The sequence below is a fragment of the Campylobacter concisus genome, from assembly GCF_002912895.1.
GTDB lineage: Bacteria > Campylobacterota > Campylobacteria > Campylobacterales > Campylobacteraceae > Campylobacter_A > Campylobacter_A concisus_G.
In genome coordinates this window covers 18874-38871 of sequence record NZ_POZX01000032.1, presented here as the reverse complement: position 1 = coordinate 38871, position 19998 = coordinate 18874, and the positions used below count along the sequence as shown (strand labels likewise).

Sequence of the window (19998 nt, the reverse complement as noted above, 5' to 3'; positions counted from 1 at the left end):
CACTCAGGCAATAAAATTATATAAATTCTTTGCTTAAAGTAATGTTTTGGCAAGTGCGATACAGGCGTTTATATCTTGACTTTGGCTTACTATTGGCTCGGTAAATTTTAGCTCTTTTGCAGTGACCTTTCCAATGCTTATCGCTTGATAGCTCTCATCCCAGCCAAAATTACTAAGAAAATTTTTGACATTTAGTGGAGAAGCGAAGATCAAGATACTATTTTTTAGCGGTTTTAGCTCCATTTTGCAAGGATTTAAGACATTTTCATAGGCGATAATCGCTTTTATATTTACGCCGCCATCTTGTAAAATTTCTAAGAAATTTGAAGCGCTATCTTTACCTTTTAGATAAAGAACCTTTTTGCCCTTTAAAAGTGGCAAAATTTCTCTTGCAAAGTCATCTCCGTGAGCGTTCTTTCCGGTATAAATTTCACTAAATCCAAACTCTCTTGCGGCTGCCGCACAACTATTTGCGATGGCAAAGACTGGCAAATTTATAGCTTTTATATTGTTAAATTTTAATGCATTAAAAGCATTTTTAGAAGTTGCTACAAGCGCGTCAAATTCGCTTAAATTTATCTCAAATTTCAAAAACTCTATCTTGCTAACGCTTAAATTTACAACGCTCTCATCAGTCGTTTTTGTATTTGAAATAAGATAAATTTTACGCAACTCTTTTTAACCTAAAAAATGATATCAAAGCAAATAATGTGCAAGCTAAAATAACAATAGAAGTCGAATAAAATATATCACCAAGCCCAACTAGCGGAGAGACTACGCCGCCTAAGAAAAATTGGCAAAATCCAAGTATCGCTGAGGCTGAGCCTGCGTATTCTCTGCCTTCATTCATGGCTAGCGATGAAGCAGTTGGCAAGATAAATCCTGTAAAAAGAAGCAATAAGAAAAATGCGATAATGACGCCGATCACTTCAAATTTAAAACAAAGCATGAAAGCAATAAAAATGCTAGCAAACAAGGTGCCAAAAAGCCCGGTTTTGAGCGCTTTTCTCTCATTTAAAAGACTAGCAAGCCTTGCTCCTATAACAAGCCCTAAACCATTTGAAGCAAAGCAAAAGCTATAGCTTACTGGACTTAGAGAATAAAATTCTTGAAAGATAAACGAAGATGACGCTATATAAGCAAACATCGCACCCATCGCAAATGTCTGAATGCTTACAAAAAGCATAAATTTTTTCTTTCTTAAAATTTTGCCAAAAACACTATAAGTCACTAGCAAAGGCATTTTTAAGCGATTTGACTGACTTAAGCTCTCTTTGAAATAAAAATTTGCGATAAAAAGCAAAATGCCAATGATAGTAAGCGCCATAAAGATGCCACGCCAGTCGGTAAATTTAAGCAGCAAACTACCGCCAATTGGTGAAAGTATCGGGGCTAGACCATTTACGACCATCATAAGGCTAAAAAATTTAGTCATCTCGTGACCCTTATAAAGGTCGCTCACAACGGCTCTTGAGATGACTAAGCTACCAGCACTCGCAAGCCCTTGGATGATGCGCATAAAGATAAAAAACTGGATATTTTGCGCAAAAAATATAAAAATAGTGCTTATCGTATAGACGATGAGCGAGATGGTAAGGGGCAGTTTTCGGCCAAATTTATCACTTATTGGGCCAACTATGAGCTGACCTATGGCTAAGCCTGCCATTGATGTCGTGATCGTTAATTGCGTAGCTGTAACACTTGTTTTAAACCACTCGGTAATAGCCGGAAGTGCTGGCAAGTAAAGATCTGTAACAAATGGTCCAAAGGCAGAGAGAGCGCCTAAAAATAGCAATAAAAATAGCTTGGAATTTTCTTTTTTCATAGTTTTTCTTTAAATTTTAAAAGAGATTATATTATGACTTTGCTTTTTGGGTTATTAAGGGTAAATTTAACGTGATTTATAAAATATAAAAGCCCTAAAAATAGGGCTTAGTATTACATTTTGTCTTTAGTGACGATTAAAAGCATTTTAAATTTATCTTTTATCTTTAATCCATGTGGTATTTTACCTGGAAGCACGATGGTATCGCCTTTTTTGATATCAAAATGTTCATCACCAATAGTTAGCTTCATCTCGCCATCAAGTGCGATAAGTAGTGCATCACCTGGTGCTGCGTGAGTTGAGAGCTCTTGGTCTGTGTCAAAACTAAGTAATGACATTGAGCCGTTTTCGTTCTTTACGAGCGTTTTGCTAACGATTTTGCCTTTTTCGTATTCGACTGCATCAACTAAGCTAAAAATAGCTGCCTTAGGTAAATGATCTATCATTAAATCCTCCTTAAAATCAATTGAAATATATTTCGTTGGTTCGTTAAAAACTAGCTTGCGCCACACTTTTTTCTCTATCAGACAAGCTTGCTCATTACCTATATGCATCTGCTTTTCACCGTAGTATAGGCTAGCACCGCCTTCTACAACCCATGCGAGGCTGTCACAAAATAACATCTCATGATCTAGCTCCTCGCCCGTATCAAAAGCAAATACATCGACATGAGCATTCTCGCAATCAAAAATTCTCTTGCTAACAACGCTTTTTGCGACGACTTTCGTGTCGGCGTTTAGATTGTAAATTTTACTCATTTTATATCCTTTTTTGCAAAATTATAAAAGGTTAAGAACTAAATTTCATTGACCAATGTTAATAAAAAGATAAAATATATCCTAATTAAAACCAATGCGTATAAAGAAGTTCCATTTACAGAAAATTTCATAAAGGGATTTTTGTGTCTACTCCCACTCAATAATTACCATATCATATTTGTTTCTTTTATTCTATAACGGTATCTTTTTAGTTTCTGTTTTTAATATGCATAACCCGGCTTCCTTGCCGTAGTTTTGTAAGCTTCGTTAAGTACTGATCCAATACCCATTTGATGGAATTTTTTATACCAATTACAAAAATATCTGTACAATCCTTGTCGGTTCATTTAATACAACAAAACCAACCGACTCATCATTCATATGGCAAGCGAGAAAAGGCTTTTACCGTGAATCACGAATATACTCTTCTGTGCTTTCTGGTATTCTAAACCATTCTGAAAGGTCATATAATATTTCTCTTGACACAGCTTACTTTTCTAATTTATCTTCAACTTCTTTTATTTTTATATCAATTTACTCTTCCACAACTTCTATACTTTTAAATGTATACCTTTGTTTCTTAAATTTTCTATGCAATCAGCTAGATATTCGATATTGTGCTCTTTGTAAATTGGACTGCCTATAATTTCCTCTTTAAGATTATTGTACTTTTCTGCCGTCCTTCCTCTATAATTTTTATCTTTCCATTCCACAGAAACATTATATCCCCTTTTTTCCATCTCCTCCATAACCAATACATGGTAAATAAAAAGATGATATGGGGAATATGTAAACACATAGTCTACAGTTTTATGTTTCTTTTTCCATCCATTGCCCCTCAGAGCACAACATTCCCTATGTTGCCCAAGAAGCTGACTTTTGGGCAACAAGTGGATAAGTTTTTCATGCCATAGTCTCATAATTGTTCTACTGTTAACAAAGTTGATTTTTCTAAATATTCACTAGGGTATTTCTTTAGTAAGGTGTTAATGCATTCAATTACAACATCTTGATTATTTTTCCCTTCCATATATCCATTTAATATATCAAATAATGCCTGTTTTTCAATTGTACTAGCGTCTTTTTTGAAATATCCCCATATGTGAAGAACGGCATTACTAAAATCTTTTTTACTCTCCTTCATATCTCTTGCTTCCTGTATTTTTTTATTTATCCATAAAACATCCAGTTCTTTTTCCCTCAAATACGCCCTTATCTCCAAATATGCTTTATGCGATTTGCTTAGTACAAAATATTTATTTTTTGCCCATAACTCTTCACATTCTATTCTTGTATCTTTGTGTCTCATATTGACACCTCTTTAAAAATATTCAAACTAAAATAAATCCCATATAATGTACCACCATTTAAGCATTTATTAATAGCATTTAAATTTTTATTTAGGTCAGGTATAAATGAATATCCCGCATTGCTATATGTTAAAGTGGGCTCAGATACAAAGGATTTTTATTACTATAACCTATTCAAATTTATTAACCACTGTTTCCACAAAAGCCTACCACCAAAATAATGGAAGGCTTTCTAAACAATTTATCTAAATTTAAAACTCTCTTTTAAACCTACTTTTTCTCATTTTTAGTATCAAAAGAGCTTTTTGCTTCCGTAAACCGTTGCAATATTGTATCTTCAATGATTTTACAGCAAAAATATTTTTTACTCTATTCCCACTCAATAGTTGAAGGTGGCTTACTTGAGATATCGTAAACTACGCGGTTTATGCCGTTTACCTCGTTTATGATGCGGCGGCTTACGTTTTCAAGTAGATCATAAGGAAGCCTTGAAAAACTTGCAGTCATGCCATCGCTCGCATCGACCACACGCACACAAACAGCGTTTTCATAAGTACGATTATCCCCCATAACACCAACAGAATTTACATTTAAAAGTACGCAGAACGCCTGCCAAGTTTTGTTATACCAGCCACTACTTTTTAGCTCATCGCGTAAGATCACGTCCGCTTTTCGAAGTAGTTCTAGGCTTGGTTTATTTACTTCACCCATTATGCGGATAGCAAGGCCTGGTCCTGGGAAAGGATGGCGGAATACTAAATCACGGCTTAGCCCAAGCTCAAGACCTAGCTTTCTAACCTCATCTTTAAAAATTTCTCTTAGTGGCTCTATTAGCTCAAATGTCATCCAATCAGGTAAACCTCCAACGTTGTGGTGGCTCTTTATCGTCTTGCTTGAGCCAACTACGGAGCTTTCGATGATATCAGTATAGAGAGTGCCTTGAGCTAAAAATTTCACATCGCCGTGCTTTTTAGCCTCTTTCTCAAAAATTTCTATAAAGGTCTCGCCTATAATCTTACGTTTTTTTTCAGGATCAACCACACCAGCCAAGCGGCCAAGGAAGATCTCGCTCGCATCTATGCTAACTAGCTCAACGCCAAGCTTTGTTCTAAATGTAGCCTCAACCTGCTCTCTTTCGTTTGTTCTAAGAAGTCCGTTATCAACAAAGACAAGGATCAAATTTTCAGGCACAGCAGCTGCTAAAAGTGCCGCAGTTACAGAGCTATCCACGCCGCCACTAACTGCGCAAAGCACCTTGTGAGTGCCCACTGTTTTTCTTATCTCTTCTATCTTATTTTTAGCGAAGCTTCCCATGTTCCATGTGCTCTCGCAGCCGCAGATATATTTAGCAAAATTCTTTAAAATTTGCGTGCCATACTCACTATGCTGCACCTCTGCGTGAAACTGGATCGCATAAAATTTACGCTTATCATCGCCAAAAGCGCAATAAGGCGAATTTTCGCTGACCGCAATCGCCTCAAAGCCCTTTGGCAGGTCTTTTACATAGTCGCTATGGCTCATCCATACGATTTGTTTTGAAGGTGTATCTTTAAAAAGATCGTGCTCTTTTACGACGCTAAGTTCAGCCTTGCCGTACTCTTTGTGATCAGCGGCTAAAACCTCAGCCCCATGTGTGTGAGCAAGTAGCTGCATGCCGTAGCAAACGCCAAGAATGGGGATGTTTAACTCAAAGACACCGTTATCGCAAAAATAAGCATCTTTAGCATAAACACTAGCTGGACCGCCACTTAAGATGATACCTTTTGGCTCTTTCGCCTTTATCTCACTAAGCTTTGCATTAAATGGCAAAATTTCAGTGTAGACGCCCTCTTCTCTTAACCTTCTAGCTATTAGCTGAGTGTATTGCGAACCAAAATCCAAAACTATAATCGTATTGTTCATTTATAACCTTTTAAAAATAGATATGAAAAATTTCAAACTGCACATACCAAACAATGATCGATACGATATATCCTAGAACCACCATCCAAGCGTATTTCATATGTGCACCAAAGGTATAAATTCCTTTTAATTTACCCATTACTCCGACACCAGCTGCTGAGCCAAAGCTGATCATCGAACCACCGATACCAGCAGTTAGTGTCACTAGTAGCCACTGACTCATTGCCTCGCCTGCATCAGCTCCCATTGCTGGATTTGCTTTCAAAACAGCTGACATAACAGGGACGTTATCAACGATCGCTGAAAGGAATCCAACGCCGATATTTACAGCAGTTGAGCCAAATTTATCATAAAGTGATACAGCGTAATTTAAAAATCCAGCAAAATGAAGAGCGCCAACTGCAGCTAAAATTCCGAAGAAGAAAAATAGTGTGTTGTTTTCGATCTTTGACATATAGTGAAATACATGCATTGGCTCTTCATTTTTGTGAGCTTTTTTGAAATAGTAAGTATAAAGACTAAGTAGTGAGAAACCAAACATCATTCCCCACATCGCTGGCAAGTGGAAAAGCTGATGCATCATAACTGCACAAAAGATAGTAAATGCACCTATAAAAATAACCGCTTTACCGCCCTTTTTCATAACCACTTTTGGCTCGTTTGCCACATCAAAATGCGGTGCAGTACTTGGCACCACGCGAGAAAGTAAAAATGCCGTTACAAACCAACCTGCGATAGATGCTGGAAAAAGTGCGAAAAAGTCGACAAATGGTGCTTTCCCAGCAGCCCAAGCCATAAGCGTAGTGATATCGCCAAATGGACTCCATGCTCCACCTGCGTTTGCTGCTACGACGATGTTTATTGCGCCAGCTACTAAGAAATTTGTATTATTTCTATCTATCGTTAGAAGAACGGTTGAAAGTATAAGCGCTGTTGTTAGGTTATCAGCTACTGGGCTTATAAAAAATGCCAAAATACCAGTTAGCCAAAATAGCTTTCTATAAGTATAGCCTTTTGATACTAGATTATATTTAAGTGCATTAAATACGTCTCTTTCGATAAGTGCTTCGATAAATGTCATCGCCACCATCAAGAAAAATACGATCTGAGCAATCTCTAAAATCAGGTGATTTACCTCATGTTCAAGCGAATGCACATCCATGCCATTTATAAGCATATAAACACCGATAAGTAGGAACATAAACGTACCGATAAAAATAGCAGGTTTTGCTTTGTCGATATGGAAATTTTCTTCTGCTGCTATGAAAAAATATCCAACAACAAAAATTATAAGCGATAAAATTCCTGCCCATGTAGTAGTTAAGTCAATAGCTGCGGTTTCTCCATCAGCACCAAAAGCCATCGCGAAAAACAAGCCTAGAAGTCCAAAAAACCTCATTATACTCTCCTTGTAGAATAAAAAATCTTGGTATATTACTTAAATGAGCCTAAAAATTAGGTTAGTTAAAATTATTAAGCTTACATTACATTTTTATTTAAATACGAAAATTTTACTAGATTTTGTTTATCTTGTCAGTTTTCTTTTCTTTTACGGGAGCATTTCCATAAAATGGATCATCTTTATAGCCACAACCGCTAAATGCAAAAAGAGTAAAAATTAAAATAAAAAATGATAAGATAAGCCCATGAAAAACGCTAAATTTTTGATAAATACTATTCACGAAAATCCTTTGTATAAAGAAAAATTAAGCATGGCAAATGAGTGCCAACAGCTTTTAGAGCTTATGGGGAAAGCAAAACGATTTTATATAGCTTTTTGCTACGTTAGAGAAGGTGTTTTGACCTTTGTTCTTACTCATCCCACTGGGCTTTTAGAGCTTAGGCGTGATAGTAGTATAAATGATATAAAAAGGTTATTAAAAACCTTTTGCAAATTTAATAAAAATAGCGTTTTTAACAGCATTCTTACTCCAAAACCTATTAACGAAATCAACTATACAAAGAATAAAAAGGAAGAAAATATAAGATTTGTCGTGAGCAAATTTTTAAAATTTTTTAATCAAAAAGAGCAAAGTGCCATCTTTTATACGCCAGCTAGCAAAGGTGAGTTTGAAAATTTAGCAAAAGACGAGCAAATACACCAAAAATTTGAAGAGCTAAGAGAAATTTTGCTCAAGAAAAATGAGCAGGCAAGATGCTAATAGACGAGATCAGAACGCTTCCAAACGAGCCTGGCGTATACCAGTATTTTGACGCACAAAATAGGCTCTTATACGTTGGTAAGGCCAAAATTTTAAAAAATAGGGTCAAAAGCTACTTTAAATTTACCCCAAGTCTAGCTCCAGCTGAAAAGCTAAGCCCGAGAATTTCAAAGATGATAAGCGAGGCCGTGCATCTTGAATACATCGTCACGCCAAGCGAGGCAGACGCGCTTATCTTAGAAAATTCCTTCATCAAGCAGCTTAAGCCAAAATACAACATCTTGCTTCGTGACGACAAGACCTATCCTTATATCTTTATAAATTTAAATGATGATTTTCCAAGATTTGAGATCACTAGAAAGGTGGTAAAAGGCTCGAATATCCGCTATTTTGGGCCATATTTTAGTGGAGCTAGCGAGCTGCTTGAGGCACTTTATCTAAATTTTAATCTCGTTCAGAAAAAATCCTGCATCAAAGGCAAAAAAGCCTGCCTTTTTTATCAGCTAAAACGCTGCTATGCCCCGTGTGAAGGCAAAATTTCAAAAGAAAACTACGCTAAGATCGTAAACGAAGCTATCGCGGCCTTACAAAATCCAAATTTACTCATCACTCGCCTTGAAGAACTCATGCTAAACTACGCCAAGGCCGAAGACTACGAGCAAGCAGCCGCGACTAGAGATAAGATACAAACACTTAAAAATATGCAAACAAAAGTTGAAGTTGATCTAGCTAAACTTGAGGACTTCGAGGCCTACTCGGTCGCTTGCGTGCACGATATGATCTGTGCGGTGAGATTTAGCGTGCAAAGTGGAAAGATAACAGGCGTAAAAACTGACATCACGCAAGCTAAAAACGCTCAAAAAGACGAGATAAACGAAGCTTATAAGCAGGCTATTTTAAAAAGCTTCATAGCTGGACAGCCGATAATTAGCACCAAAATTTTTGTGCATGAGAGCTTTGAAGATAGCGAGCTGGTGGAGGAAATTTTAAACGAGAGATTTGGACGTAAATTTAGCATCACTTGCCCAAAGATAGGCGATAAACGTAAAATTTGTGAAATCGCTACAAAAAACGCTGAAGTTAGCATCGAAAAATATCTAAAAACGCACGATAACGTGCTATTAAACGAGATAAAAGAGTACTTTGACCTAGCTCACACGCCTTACGTGGTCGAGGCTTACGACAACTCGCACCTTTTTGGCGAGGCAAGTGTCGGGGCGATGGTGCGCTATGAACATGGAGAGTGGGCGAAGCAAAACTACCGCCACATGCACTTAAATTCCAAAAACGACTACGATCAGATGAAAGAGAGCCTAACAGCTAGAGCGCTTAGATTTGACAAGCTTAGCCCGCCTGATCTTTGGGTCATTGATGGTGGTGAAGTACTTTTAAACTTAGCCTGCGAAATTTTAGCAAGTAGTGGTGCAAACGTCGATGTGATAGCCATTTCAAAAGAGAAGATCGATGCCAAAGCTCACCGCGCAAAGGGCGAGGCAAAGGATAAAATTTACACAAAAAATGGCAGCTTTAGCCTAAGCACGAGTGATAAAAAGCTTCAGTTTTTCCAAAAAATGCGTGATGAAAGCCATAGATTTGTCATTAGCTTTCATAGAAAAACAAGGCAGAAAAACGATATGCAAAGATCAATTCTAAAGCAAGCTGGCGTATCTGAAGGAAGTATCGCGAAATTAATCAGCTTTTACGGAAGTTTTGATAAAATCAGCGAAGCGAATTTAGAAGAAGTGGCAAAAATAACAAATAAAAGCGTAGCAGAAAAGCTTGCAGTACTCAAAGAAGGAAATTTGAAGTGATAATATATGATGAAAATTTAAAAATATCTGCGATAACGCAAGATTCACTTGAGCTATTGGGTTTTGATAGTTTAGATGACTTTTTGTTGCAATACAAAGATATAAGCGAGCTAGTCATAACAAGCCAAGAAAGTACAAACTACAGCTTCTTGGAATTTTTACAAAATACGAAAGATAATAGCGCTAGAGTAAATTTAAAAAGAAAAGATGGTGGTGCGATCTTACTAGAAGCGAGATTGCAAAATGCCATTTTAAAAAATGGTGAAAAATTTTTTATCGTTCTTTTAGAGAAGCAAGACATAATAAACAACCAAAATCTAATAGCAGCAGTAAAAGTAAAACCTACATTAAGGCTGCCTGTTTTTAAACTAAACGCATGGTATCTTTTTGACACACAGACACAATCACTTATCGATGATTCCTGGTTTGAAACATCGCTTAAAATACTAAATTTAAATAAAAAAGATTTTGCATCCTATTTAAATATATTTTTGCACAACGCAAGAGAAATTCTTATCCAAATCCAATCAGCCATAATCGCAAAAGACGAGATAATGCTCAAAAAATACGTAGATGAGATAAGGGAAGCTGCATTAAATTTAAAGCTTAATAGCCTTGCAAATGAGCTTAACTCTCTTTTAGATAACAATCAAAATGGAAAAATGAAAGAGATGTCTCTTTTTACCAAAAGACTAATTGAGATAGAAAATATCGTCAAAAAATATAGCAAAAAGAGTATCCATGAAAAATAATAAATTTTATATATTGTTAGCGCCAATAATAATTTCAGCGATCTTTTTCGCATATAGCGGAAATGAAAGCTATAAAAAATTTACAGATCTAAAAGATCTAAATGAAAAACTATATAAACAATCCTTAGTATTTCAAACTATAAAATCCGTTATACAAGAGCACGATACGCTAATAGGCAAAAGCCAAGAAGATATAAAAAAGTTGCGAGATACTACCTTAAAAAATACACAGAAATTTATAAATTCTATAAGAAAAGACGATCGCACTGAGATACGAAATATAAATAAATTAAAAGAATTGCTAGCAAATCTCAACCAAAATGATAAATTTGATGAACTATTTTACGAATTTTTCCAAAATATAAATGGAGAAATAGATAGCGATTTTAAACAAGATTTAGACCGAGACTTCCCGCTTATAATAAAAGCTTATGCCGCAACTTTAAGTAAAATTTACAATCAACTCTCTTTAGCAAACAACACTAAATACTACGTAAAAAATATCTTTATAAATGGCCCTTTATTTTCAATAAACAATAATGTGAGAGAAAATATATATTCCGTAAAAGATAACGCGCCAAATCTTGATATGCTTCCAAAAAGTGAGCTAAAAGAAAATATTTATAAGGACTTTAATCAGTTTGAAGCTAACTATCAAGCTAAAAAAATAAGAGAAGCTAAAGCCAAGATCGCATTTTCTGAGAAGCTAAATATCGAAGATATTATCTTAATCAAACAGTATGAAGATGATAAATTTATACTTTTATTAGATAGTGCCATAAACATAAAAAATGAGCTACTAGAACTTACTAAGAGCGAGAAAATAAGCTTTGGCATAAAGACCTTTTTTGAGTTTTTGCTTTGTGGCTTGCTCATTTTATCTTTGCTTGGTATTTCTGCTAGGTTGAAATTTTTAAAGGTGCTTATCGATAAGTCAAAATACATATCAAACTATATCCTATCATCAAAAAAGACAAGTGCGGATAATGCGATATCAAAGCTCATAAAAACTTATGAAGATCTAAAAGAAGCCTATATAAAAGATAGCAGCTTTTTTCAGATAAAAGATAGATATATTTTATCAGTGAGCAAGAAGCTAGAGTCCATTAATAAAGAAATTTTTACATCGACCGCGGCTTTAAAAATAGAAACAAATAATAGCAAAAAGCAAGTATTTATAGACACGATAGAAAAAAATGCAAATATCATGACTTCGCTTTATAACAATGCTAAAAATATCTCAAATGTTAAAAAATATAGCGAATGCAATAAAACCGAGATATTTGATCCTCAAAAAAGCTTTGAAGAAATTTTGCAAGCAAATATTGTCTATTCGCAAAGCAAAAAGATAAATTTTATAAGCTACCTTGATCCAAGCCTTACAAATGAACTAGAAGGAAATCTAAATTCATTAAAAACCGCATTTAACTCTATCTTTTTGGCATCTTTATCAATGTCTTTAAGACATCAAAACATTATCATCACTATCAAAAAAGTTCAAAAAGAGTTTGATAGAAGCGGACTTTGTTCTGTAAGCTTTAGCATAAAAAATAGCTCAGCTGCCATGAGTGAAAAGCAAATTTCAGATATATTTTCAGATGATGAGAATAGCTTAAATAATGATGAGAGCGAGTTTTATCTAAAAATCGCTCAAATTTATTTAAAAAATTTAGAAAGCAAGCTGGAGATTAATTCGTTTCAAAGTATTGGCAATGAGTTTAAATTTGTAGTCATTTTTAAAACAACATCAAACTATAAAGACTTTGATATAAAATGCAATCATAAATTAGCATTCTTGCAAGATGTAAATATCGCTTACAACGAAGCTTTTGAGCAGACTACAAAAGACCTTGGGCTCAAAGTGGATATGCTAACAAGCACTAGCCCATCTATTACAAAAAATTATGATGCTATATTTTTAAGAAACACCAATAAGCAAGGTCAGGATGTTAAAAATCCGCTCATTTTAAAAGATCCATTAACTCCATTAAGCATCACAAGGCTACTTTGCTTAGGCGAAGCTGATATTATGAATAAAAATTTAAACGATAAACCAAAAATTTTAATCTGCGATACTAATGAAATTTACATAGATATAACAGCAAGTGGTTTTAGTAAATTTAACTGTGAAGTTGTTGGAGTTTGCAATAAAAAAGATCTAAAACAAGCCATAAAGCAAGGCGATTTTGACCTTATCTTTGTTGGCTCGAAATTTTTCGAAGCTGAAAAAAATAGCCTTCAAAAAAATCTTGATCTTATAAAAGCAGCCATACAAAATGCGAAAATTCCAATTATACTAATGCTTTCAAATACTTCAAATATAGATGGAGACAGCGTCAAAGAATACTTCAATGCCTATATAAAAACGCCAATAAATAGCGACGAACTAGCTCAAATTTTTAGAAAATTTTTGCCAAATTTTGGTGAGATTGCAATAGATGAAAGCTATCTAGCAAAAAGCGAAAATATTATTTTATTTAAGAAATCGCCAATGGAAAATAAAATATTTAGCTCAGCTTTAGGAGAATTTTACAACACACTTGAAACCACAAATAGCTTTGATGAGCTACTAACAAAAATAAAAACCAAAACTTACGGCATCGTTCTTGTAGATGAAAATGTAAAAGACTTCAACTATGAAGAGCTAACAAGAGTTGTTGATAAGATAAGACAAAGCAAAAAGGTTGATACAAGAGTGCTGATATTTGGCGCACAAGAAAGAAGTGAATTTCCTTTTGTAAAAGTGCTAGCCAAAAATATCACAAAAGCAGAGCTTTCAGCTACCGTAAGAGAGCAAATCGATTCTATGGGCACTAGCTACGCTAAAAGCTCTTATGAATTTATTAAGTTTAACGCCTAAAACTCTTTTGCGTTATTTTTAAATACATTTAGCACGCTTGCTCGCTTATGGCAAATTTCAGCATATTCTCCTTCGCTCTTTGAGTCATAAACTATACCAGCTCCAGCCCCCACAAATACATCACTAAAGCCATTTTCACTTGGCACAAATATGGCTGATCGAATAAGAATAGCAAACTGAGCATCGCCATTAAAATGCAAAAATCCAATGCCACCGCCATAGATATTTCGCTCAGAAATTTCAAGCTCATTGATTATCTGCATAGCTCTTATTTTTGGGGCTCCGCTTAATGTGCCAGCTGGGAAAATACTAGCTAAGACGTCAAAAAGATCAAGCCCCTTTGCGCACTTGCCATAGACATCGCTTACGATATGAATTACTTTTTCATATTTTTGGATATGCATCGCATTTTTTACAGATACACTTTTTGGTTCCGAAACCCTGCCGATGTCATTTCTAGCAAGATCAATTAGCATCTTGTGCTCAGCCAGCTCCTTTTCATCGCTTAATAGCTCATTTTCAAGTGCCGCATCTGTATTTGCATCACTTCCTCTAGGTCTTGTGCCCGCAATTGGTGCCACAAAAATTTGCTCACTTTTCATCTCAAAAACAAGCTCTGGCGAAGAGCCAACCACATCGCCATAAGGTGTAGGAAAATGAAACATATATGGGCTTGGATTTGTAAGTGAGAGCTTTTTATAAAATTCCAAACTGCTCATATTCGTTGAAATTTCAAGCAACTCACCAAGCACCACCTGAAAGACATCGCCGCTTATTATATACTCTTTTGCTAATTCAACCATATCCTCAAAGTGTTTCTTTTCTTTATTAAGATCAGTTTTTATACTAAATCTACTCTGCTCTTTACTTTTGTTTTCAACTTTCGCATCAAGCAAAAAGTCATAATATTTATTCTTATCTCCATAAAATGTATAAATTTTACTCATCTTATCAAAGTGTAGATAGGCCTTTGCATCGGCATAGATAAATTTTGGAAATTCATACTTTTTAGCTTTCTCTTCTCCGATATATTCAAAATATCTCACACCATCATAAGCAAAAACACCAAAGAGTCCCGCAAATGGAGCTAAAGATTTATTACGATTTGTATCAAAATAACTTCTAAGCCCATAAAAATCCATATCCTTTTCATCGATGTATTCGCAATCAATGCCTATAATCGTTTGCGTCTTATCCTCAGCTAGGTAGCTATTTTTAAATTTTTCTCTAATCACTTCATAATAAAACAGTGGTTGTTCTAAGAGCATTTTTTTCCTTTAAATTTTTGATGATTATAAAAAAAGTTCGCTTTTAGTTTTTAAAATTTTTATCAAATTTCTAAATTTATGCCCAAATTTCACCTTTTTACTATTTTTTTAACACCGCTTGGCTAAAATTTGGCACTCATAAAAGGAAATTTATGCTTTTTGTTGAACTTTTTATAATCGGTATCGGCGTTGGATACATCGCTGGCTTTTTTGGTATCGGTGGCGGCACAGTCGTTGTTCCTATAATGGTTGCCTTTGGATATGACATAAAAACCGCTATTGGCATAAGCGTCATGCAAATGATATTTAGTGCGACTTTTGGCTCGTATCTAAACTACAAAGCTGGCCTTTTAAAACTAAATCGTGGCGTAGTTTTAGGGCTTGGGGGCTTAGTTGGAGCTAGTTTTAGCGGCATCATCGTATCGCACGCGCCTGCACTTTTACTTGAGTCTATGCTACTTGCGACATTTGTCTTTTCGCTTATAAAACTATATTTTTCACCAAACAGCGACGGCTCAAATGCGAATAGTTCGCTCTTTTTGCTATTTTTAGTTGGTGTTTTTGTTGGCGTTTTTGCCATTAGCATCGGCATCGGTGGAGGCGTCTTTATCGCTCCTATCTTGGTTGGCTTTTTGCGTTATGAGCTGAAAAAAGCCGTTTCTATGGGCGTATTTTTCGTTATGTTTGCAGCCATTGCTGGCTTCATCTCACTCTCACTAAATGGTCACATCTCATACGCTGAGGGCATATTTTTAGGTCTTGGCTCGCTAATAGGCGCATACTTTGGCACTAAAAAGACGCAAAATACCGACAAAAAAACACTTAAAAAATGGTTTTTGGTCTTTTACATAGCGATGATATGTTTGATATTAAAAGATATGTTTTTTGAGTAAGAGCATGGCTAAATTTGCCACGCTCTTTTTTTTAAATTTCTTCAAAAAAGTAAGCTTCACTTAGTTTAAAAGCAAGCTCTTTTAGCTCATCTTTACTTAAATTTACGCTCTTTACGATATCTTTTAAACTAGCTTTGCCATCAAATTTTAAAGCGGCCTTGATCTCTTCATGGCTTAAGTTTAGCTTGCCATTTAGCTCATTTGCCAAAGAGATAACTGGTGAGCTAGCATTTAAAAAATACTCAAGATACGCAGCAGCTCTAGGCTTTAGTCTAGTTTTACCAGGCTCATAGATAAGTGCTTTGAGTTTTGAAGAAGAGATTTTAGTGTTTTGATCGTTTAAAATTTCAAGCAGTCCCACAAAAGCTTCATTTGCATTCTCGCTAAGTGCAGCCTTTACTTCACTTAAATTTAAGCTTTGTGGATAGCTTTTGCTTAAAATTTCTTGCGTTTTTGTCCTTGGCTGCTCGCTAAAATATGCAAAGTAAATCTTATCAAGCTCGCTCTCTCCAAGCACTGCATCAAAGTCCTCAGTACCGCCAAGCCTCTCCTTATGAGAGATGAGACTTTTTCTAAATGATCTATTAAACAAAAAGTCGTTTAGCTGCTCTTTTTTGATGCGAGAGTTGTAATTTTGCTCGATATGTGCATCAAAGCGGTAAATCCCAGTCGAGCTTGCGAAGATGTCATTTAGCGAAGCATCTATAACGTAGCAAAGTCCGTGTTTGTCGATATGCTTAGCAAATTTATGAAAGTAGATTGGCTCGTTGCTTGCCTCTAAAAAATCATGCAATATATAATAATCATTACCCTTTGCAATGATGCCTTGCAAGAAATTTAACTGCGTTAGAAGAAGCTTCATGCTATCTTTGTATACGACATCGCTTTGGTTTTGCAGGCTAAATTTCAAATAATCCTGCAAGAAATTTAACTCATCTTTCACATGAGCAAGTGCTTCTTTGCTGTCGTTACCTGAGCTTACAAAAAGCATAAAATCTCTTAGAATATCAAGACTCTTCCAACCAGGATAGGTATTATACGAAACATAAGCGATGCCATCCTCGCTAAGTAGTGCTTTAATCGTTGCAAGTAGCGCGTCTCTCACGTTTGGGCTCACCCAGCTATAAACGCCATGAGCGATAATATAGTCAAATTTCCCAAGCTCTTTTATATCACTTTCGTTCATGTGCAAAAAATTTCGCTCAAGTAGAGTAAAATTTTCTAAACCTATCTGCTTTGCTACCTTGTTGCCTTCAGCCACTTGATGACTTGAGATATCGATACCAACGACTTTTGCGTTTTTATGCAAAATGGCAAATGGCAAGATATTGCCACCATATGATGAGCCAAGCTCAAGCACTCTAGCCTCTTTTAGGCTAGCTGCTTTAAGCCCCAGAAATTTAGCAACCGCTTCTATCCTAACTGGCGAGCAGTCGCTAAATGCAGCCGAGAAATAAGGAATTTCATCGTAAGCTTTCTTTGTTTTATTCATCAGCTATGTTTTCTTGCAAATTCTCTCATAAACTCGCCAAGTTTCTCAACATCACTTTGGCTAACGGCATTGTAGATAGAGGCTCTTATGCCGCCAAGATGTCTGTGACCTTTTAGCCCTAGCATGCCCTCTTTTAGTGCTTCTTCTACAAAAACTGGCTCAAGTGCTTGATCTTTTGGTATCGTAAAGCTCACATTCATATCTGATCTGCTTGATTTTTTGGCATGGCCCACGTAAAAGCTATTTGAGCTATCTATGATGTCATAAAGCGTGCTTGCTTTTTTGGCATTTATCTTCTCAACCTCTGCAAGTCCGCCAAGATCAAGCAGGTGCTGCATGGTTAAATTTAAAAGATAAATTCCGAAAGTTGGCGGTGTGTTATAGAGCGAATTTGCCTCTACGTGCGTTTTGTAGCGTAAAAACATAGGGATATTTTGGCTACTCACGCGATCAACTAAGTCTTTTCTTATAATGACGATAGTTACGCCACTTGGACCTGCATTTTTCTGAGCGCCACCGTAAAGCAAGCCGATACTGCTAAAATCAAGCGGTCTAGCGAAAAAATCGCTCGATGCATCAACCACAAGTGGCGACTTGGTCTTTGGCATAGTTTTATACTGTGTGCCGTAGATTGTATTGTTTGAGCAGATGTATGCGTAATCGGCATCGTCACTAAATTTAACATCAGGGATGTAAGAGAAATTTTCATTCTCACTGCTTGCTACGACATCTACATTTATGCCAAGCACTTTTGCCTCTTTGATGGCTTTGTTTGTCCAAACGCCAGTATTTGCGTACTGCGCCTTGCCACCTTGATATAAATTCATCGGTATCATGCTAAATTGCAAGTGTGCGCCGCCTTGCAAGAATAAAATTTCATACTCATCGCCGATATTATAGAGCTTTCTTATCTTATCCATCGCGCCAAAGTGGATCTCCTCAAAGGTCTTGCTTCTGTGGCTGATCTCCATGATAGAGTAGCCCTCGCCTCTGTAATCGGTAAATTCGGCCTTTGCGTGCTCTAAAACGCTTAGTGGTATCGCGCTTGGGCCTGCGCTAAAGTTGATTTTTCTACTCATTTTTACTCCTTGATAATTGCTTTTTTATGTGTATTTTGCGAGATAAGCTCTACCTCATCGTCTATTTTTAAATCCCTAAGATCAGCTCTCTTGCCATCTTTTCTAACCTCGATAAGCCCTTTTGTGCTCTCAAAAAAGAGCTCCCTCATCTCATAAGCCTTCTCTAGCGAGCCAAGAGCTGAGCCAAGAAGCAAGATCTTTCTTTGCACGGCGTTTGTTAGGACGTTTTGCTTGTTTGCTACCTCGCTAAATTTTAGCTCGATCCTAGCTTTTATGGCGTTTGATGAAAATTTAGAAAGTAGTAAATTTAATAAATTTTGCTTTTTAGTGATTTTTAAGCTTAAAGCGCTATCAAGATCATCACTTAGCCTATCAAGATACTGGGAAAAAGCCTCTTCATCAGGCAAAAGATCAAGCATAGCTGCACTTGGCGTAAGCGACCTGCGGTCTGCTACAAAGTCGCTTATAACATAGTCGATCTCGTGTCCGATAGCGCTTATGACTGGCGTTTTGGTGGCATAAATTTCACGTGCTAAGCCCTCGTCGTTAAAGCACCAAAGATCCTCTTTGCTACCACCTCCACGAGCCAAAACGATCACATCAACGCCGTATCTATCGGCTCTTCGTAAAGCCTTTATGAGCGAGCTTGGGGCATTTTCACCTTGAGTTAAGGCGTCAAAGATATAAATTTCGCTTAATTTCCAACGACTCGTCACTACCTTTAGCATATCCTGAAGTGCAGCTGAAGTGGCGCTTGTGACAAGGGCTATTTTCTTAGGTAAATTTGGTATCTCTTTTTTTGCGCCGATATCAAAAAGCCCCTCATTTTCGAGCTTTTCTTTAAGCTGCCTAAACGCAAGCTCAAGCTCGCCCTCGCCATCAGGCAGCATCGCACTAGCCACTAGCTGATACGACCCGCTTGGCGAATAAATGGTCACTTTGCCATAAATTTTTACTTTTAGTCCATCTTTTGGCAAGAATTTCACCTTTTGGTTGTTCATGCGATACATCACAGCTGAGATGCTTGACTTTTCGTCCTTTAGCGTGAAGTACCAGTGCCCAGAAGCGTGCTTAGTAAGGCGCGAAATTTCTCCGCTTACCTCGACATAGTCAAGTGTGGCTTCAAGCAGTGCCTTTGCTTTTTCGTTTAGCTCAGATACGCTAAGCATTGATCTCTCTTACCTTTTTAGCGATAAATAGTGTCGAGATATCCATGCTAAAGCCCTTGCAAAGCTCTATCTCAAAGCCAGCAGCGGCTAGCTCGTCGCAAAAACTCTTTGCGTCCAAGAAATTTTCGATCGAGCTTGGCAGATATTCATATGCCTCTTTGTTTTTTGAGATAAAGCCGCCAATCTTTGGCAAAATTTTACTTAGGTAAAAATCTCTTAGCGAGGTTATAAGCCCCTTTTTCTGGCGTTTTGTAAATTCAAGCACGACAACGTAGCCATTTAAAGCAAGCACTCTGTTAAACTCTCTAAGCGCAGCCTTTCGCTCGACCACGTTTCTGATGCCATAGCTTATGCTTAGAATTTGAGCCTCTCCGCTTGCAAGCGTAGTGTTGTCAGCGTAGGCCTCTATAAATTTAAAATTTGGAAATTTTGCCTTCGCCTCTTTTAGCATGCCGCTTGAGGGATCGATGCCAGTGAGGCTTTTTATCTGCACGCCAAATTCTTTTGAAATTTCACTCCAAAGCCCCATCATATCGCCAGTACCACAAGCCACGTCTACAATATTTATGCTTCTTTCTTTAAAAATTTCTAGCATATATCTGCAGGCAAATTTCCTCCAACTCACGTCCACACCAAGACTTAGCACTCTGTTTGCGACATCATAAGTCGGAGCGATCTGGTTAAACATATCAACGATTTTTTCTTGTTTTTGCATAA

General features: G+C 36.6%; 18 protein-coding genes. 5 read left to right on the top strand and 13 right to left on the bottom strand.

The window, feature by feature from the left end:
- Positions 1-33: 33 nt before the first annotated feature.
- From CYP51_RS03710 to CYP51_RS09790, 8 genes are all read right to left on the bottom strand, one after another.
- Entirely contained in the window at positions 34-672 is a 639-nt protein-coding gene (locus tag CYP51_RS03710; RefSeq protein WP_103624433.1) for a uroporphyrinogen-III synthase, read from the bottom strand.
- Positions 665-1825, bottom strand: coding sequence for a multidrug effflux MFS transporter (locus CYP51_RS03705; RefSeq protein WP_103624432.1), 1161 nt, complete (start codon positions 1823-1825; stop codon positions 665-667). The genes CYP51_RS03710 and CYP51_RS03705 overlap by 8 nt, the downstream gene beginning before the upstream one ends.
- A 113-nt stretch (positions 1826-1938) precedes the next feature.
- Positions 1939-2583, bottom strand: a complete 645-nt coding sequence (locus CYP51_RS03700; protein WP_103560414.1) for a cupin domain-containing protein — start codon at positions 2581-2583, stop codon at positions 1939-1941.
- Between the two features lie 551 nt (positions 2584-3134).
- Positions 3135-3503: a TIGR02328 family protein gene (locus CYP51_RS03690; RefSeq protein WP_072595107.1), complete on the bottom strand. Its 369-nt coding sequence runs from the start codon at positions 3501-3503 to the stop codon at positions 3135-3137.
- The gene (locus CYP51_RS03685; RefSeq protein ID WP_103624431.1) at positions 3500-3892 is read right to left on the bottom strand and encodes a YbgA family protein; all 393 of its coding nucleotides are present in this window, start codon (positions 3890-3892) and stop codon (positions 3500-3502) included. The genes CYP51_RS03690 and CYP51_RS03685 overlap by 4 nt, the downstream gene beginning before the upstream one ends.
- 370 nt (positions 3893-4262) lie before the next feature.
- A complete protein-coding gene (guaA, locus tag CYP51_RS03680) occupies positions 4263-5795 on the bottom strand; it encodes a glutamine-hydrolyzing GMP synthase (RefSeq protein ID WP_103624430.1) in 1533 nt (510 codons plus the stop codon).
- 10 nt (positions 5796-5805) lie between these two features.
- Entirely contained in the window at positions 5806-7194 is a 1389-nt protein-coding gene (gene nhaD, locus CYP51_RS03675; RefSeq protein ID WP_087579090.1) for a sodium:proton antiporter NhaD, read from the bottom strand.
- A 115-nt stretch (positions 7195-7309) separates the two neighbouring features.
- Positions 7310-7477 carry a hypothetical protein gene (locus CYP51_RS09790; RefSeq protein ID WP_167496277.1) on the bottom strand — a complete coding sequence of 56 codons (168 nt, stop codon included), beginning with the start codon at positions 7475-7477 and terminating at the stop codon, positions 7310-7312.
- Between the two features lie 30 nt (positions 7478-7507).
- Here CYP51_RS09790 and CYP51_RS03670 point away from each other — a divergent pair, with 30 nt between their 5' ends.
- From CYP51_RS03670 to CYP51_RS03655, 4 genes are read left to right on the top strand one after another with little or no spacing between them, the layout of a single operon-like run.
- On the top strand, positions 7508-7957 hold the full coding sequence (locus tag CYP51_RS03670; RefSeq protein WP_103624465.1) for a hypothetical protein: 450 nt from the start codon (positions 7508-7510) through the stop codon (positions 7955-7957).
- Positions 7951-9768 (top strand): excinuclease ABC subunit UvrC, encoded by a 1818-nt coding sequence (uvrC, locus tag CYP51_RS03665; protein WP_103624429.1) that lies wholly within the window; start codon positions 7951-7953, stop codon positions 9766-9768. The genes CYP51_RS03670 and uvrC overlap by 7 nt, the downstream gene beginning before the upstream one ends.
- Positions 9765-10520, top strand: a complete 756-nt coding sequence (locus CYP51_RS03660) for a hypothetical protein (RefSeq protein WP_103624428.1) — start codon at positions 9765-9767, stop codon at positions 10518-10520. Before uvrC ends, CYP51_RS03660 begins: the two co-directional genes overlap by 4 nt.
- A complete protein-coding gene (locus CYP51_RS03655; protein WP_103624427.1) occupies positions 10510-13380 on the top strand; it encodes a response regulator in 2871 nt (956 codons plus the stop codon). Before CYP51_RS03660 ends, CYP51_RS03655 begins: the two co-directional genes overlap by 11 nt.
- Here CYP51_RS03655 and CYP51_RS03650 read toward each other — a convergent pair.
- Positions 13377-14648: an anthranilate synthase component I family protein gene (locus CYP51_RS03650; protein ID WP_103624426.1), complete on the bottom strand. Its 1272-nt coding sequence runs from the start codon at positions 14646-14648 to the stop codon at positions 13377-13379. The genes CYP51_RS03655 and CYP51_RS03650 overlap by 4 nt on opposite strands.
- Positions 14649-14800: 152 nt before the next feature.
- Here CYP51_RS03650 and CYP51_RS03645 point away from each other — a divergent pair, with 152 nt between their 5' ends.
- Positions 14801-15541 (top strand): sulfite exporter TauE/SafE family protein, encoded by a 741-nt coding sequence (locus tag CYP51_RS03645; RefSeq protein ID WP_103624425.1) that lies wholly within the window; start codon positions 14801-14803, stop codon positions 15539-15541.
- Between the two features lie 31 nt (positions 15542-15572).
- Here CYP51_RS03645 and CYP51_RS03640 read toward each other — a convergent pair whose 3' ends face one another.
- Genes CYP51_RS03640 through ubiE form a run of 4 tightly spaced genes read right to left on the bottom strand, consistent with a single transcriptional unit; the run spans position 15573 to position 19996 of the window.
- Entirely contained in the window at positions 15573-17033 is a 1461-nt protein-coding gene (locus CYP51_RS03640) for a class I SAM-dependent methyltransferase (protein ID WP_103624424.1), read from the bottom strand.
- Positions 17033-18112 (bottom strand): phosphoserine transaminase, encoded by a 1080-nt coding sequence (gene serC / locus CYP51_RS03635; RefSeq protein ID WP_103624423.1) that lies wholly within the window; start codon positions 18110-18112, stop codon positions 17033-17035. Before serC ends, CYP51_RS03640 begins: the two co-directional genes overlap by 1 nt.
- Positions 18113-18114: 2 nt before the next feature.
- Positions 18115-19281, bottom strand: coding sequence for an exodeoxyribonuclease VII large subunit (gene xseA, locus CYP51_RS03630; protein WP_103624422.1), 1167 nt, complete (start codon positions 19279-19281; stop codon positions 18115-18117).
- Positions 19274-19996 carry a bifunctional demethylmenaquinone methyltransferase/2-methoxy-6-polyprenyl-1,4-benzoquinol methylase UbiE gene (gene ubiE / locus CYP51_RS03625; protein ID WP_103624421.1) on the bottom strand — a complete coding sequence of 241 codons (723 nt, stop codon included), beginning with the start codon at positions 19994-19996 and terminating at the stop codon, positions 19274-19276. Before ubiE ends, xseA begins: the two co-directional genes overlap by 8 nt.
- Positions 19997-19998: the final 2 nt, after the last annotated feature.

Excerpts from the sequence above, each read along its gene's own strand:
- CYP51_RS03645 (WP_103624425.1), top strand. The coding sequence starts at position 14,801 with ATGCTTTTTGTTGAACTTTTTATAATCGGTATCGGCGTTGGATACATC.
- ubiE (WP_103624421.1), bottom strand. The coding sequence starts at position 19,996 with ATGCAAAAACAAGAAAAAATCGTTGATATGTTTAACCAGATCGCTCCG.
- CYP51_RS03690 (WP_072595107.1), bottom strand. The coding sequence starts at position 3,503 with ATGAGACTATGGCATGAAAAACTTATCCACTTGTTGCCCAAAAGTCAG.
- CYP51_RS03670 (WP_103624465.1), top strand. The coding sequence starts at position 7,508 with ATGGCAAATGAGTGCCAACAGCTTTTAGAGCTTATGGGGAAAGCAAAA.
- uvrC (WP_103624429.1), top strand. The coding sequence starts at position 7,951 with ATGCTAATAGACGAGATCAGAACGCTTCCAAACGAGCCTGGCGTATAC.
- CYP51_RS03685 (WP_103624431.1), bottom strand. The coding sequence starts at position 3,892 with ATGAGACACAAAGATACAAGAATAGAATGTGAAGAGTTATGGGCAAAA.
- CYP51_RS03700 (WP_103560414.1), bottom strand. The coding sequence starts at position 2,583 with ATGAGTAAAATTTACAATCTAAACGCCGACACGAAAGTCGTCGCAAAA.
- CYP51_RS03650 (WP_103624426.1), bottom strand. The coding sequence starts at position 14,648 with ATGCTCTTAGAACAACCACTGTTTTATTATGAAGTGATTAGAGAAAAA.
- xseA (WP_103624422.1), bottom strand. The coding sequence starts at position 19,281 with ATGCTTAGCGTATCTGAGCTAAACGAAAAAGCAAAGGCACTGCTTGAA.
- CYP51_RS03655 (WP_103624427.1), top strand. The coding sequence starts at position 10,510 with ATGAAAAATAATAAATTTTATATATTGTTAGCGCCAATAATAATTTCA.
- serC (WP_103624423.1), bottom strand. The coding sequence starts at position 18,112 with ATGAGTAGAAAAATCAACTTTAGCGCAGGCCCAAGCGCGATACCACTA.
- guaA (WP_103624430.1), bottom strand. The coding sequence starts at position 5,795 with ATGAACAATACGATTATAGTTTTGGATTTTGGTTCGCAATACACTCAG.
- nhaD (WP_087579090.1), bottom strand. The coding sequence starts at position 7,194 with ATGAGGTTTTTTGGACTTCTAGGCTTGTTTTTCGCGATGGCTTTTGGT.
- CYP51_RS03640 (WP_103624424.1), bottom strand. The coding sequence starts at position 17,033 with ATGAATAAAACAAAGAAAGCTTACGATGAAATTCCTTATTTCTCGGCT.
- CYP51_RS03705 (WP_103624432.1), bottom strand. The coding sequence starts at position 1,825 with ATGAAAAAAGAAAATTCCAAGCTATTTTTATTGCTATTTTTAGGCGCT.